Annotated in this window: 1 protein-coding gene; it reads left to right on the top strand. The window is 70.9% G+C overall.

Features of this window, described 5'->3' with window-relative positions; all coding sequences use genetic code 11:
* Positions 1-526 (top strand): condensation domain-containing protein (locus A5775_RS07525; RefSeq protein WP_156660605.1); only part of this gene is annotated, 526 nt, incomplete at both ends.

Below are 526 nucleotides of genomic sequence, written 5' to 3'. Positions count from 1 at the left end.
CGGCGCGACCCGGCCCTCGATGATGTCGTGGGCTTCTTCGTCAACACCCTGGTGCTGCGCGTCGACCTGGCCGGCGACCCCACCATCGCCGAGGTATTGGCCCATGTACGCGCGCGCAGCCTGGCCGCCTACGAGCATCAGGACGTGCCGTTCGAGGTGCTGGTGGAACGGCTCAACCCCGCCCGCAGCATGGCGCATCATCCACTGGTGCAGGTCATGCTGGCCTGGCAGAACACCGAGTCCGCCGAGCTGAGCCTCGGCGACGTGCGCGTTACCCCGCTGCCGGTCGACACGCGCACCGCGCGCATGGATCTCGCGTGGTCGTTGGCCGAACGCTGGACCGCCGACGGCCAGCCCGAGGGGATCGGCGGGGCCGTGGAGTTCCGCACCGACGTGTTCGACACTGCCACCATCGAAGCGCTGATCGGCCGGCTGCACCGCGTGCTGATGGCCATCACCGCCGACCCCGCCCGGCGGCTGTCGTCGATCGACGTGCTCGGCGCCGACGAGCACGCCCGCCTCGACG

It is taken from the genome of Mycobacterium sp. 852002-10029_SCH5224772 (assembly GCF_001667315.1).
Lineage (GTDB): Bacteria > Actinomycetota > Actinomycetes > Mycobacteriales > Mycobacteriaceae > Mycobacterium.
The sequence above is the reverse complement of the archived record's forward strand: the minus strand, read 5'-3'. Positions and strand labels throughout refer to the sequence as shown.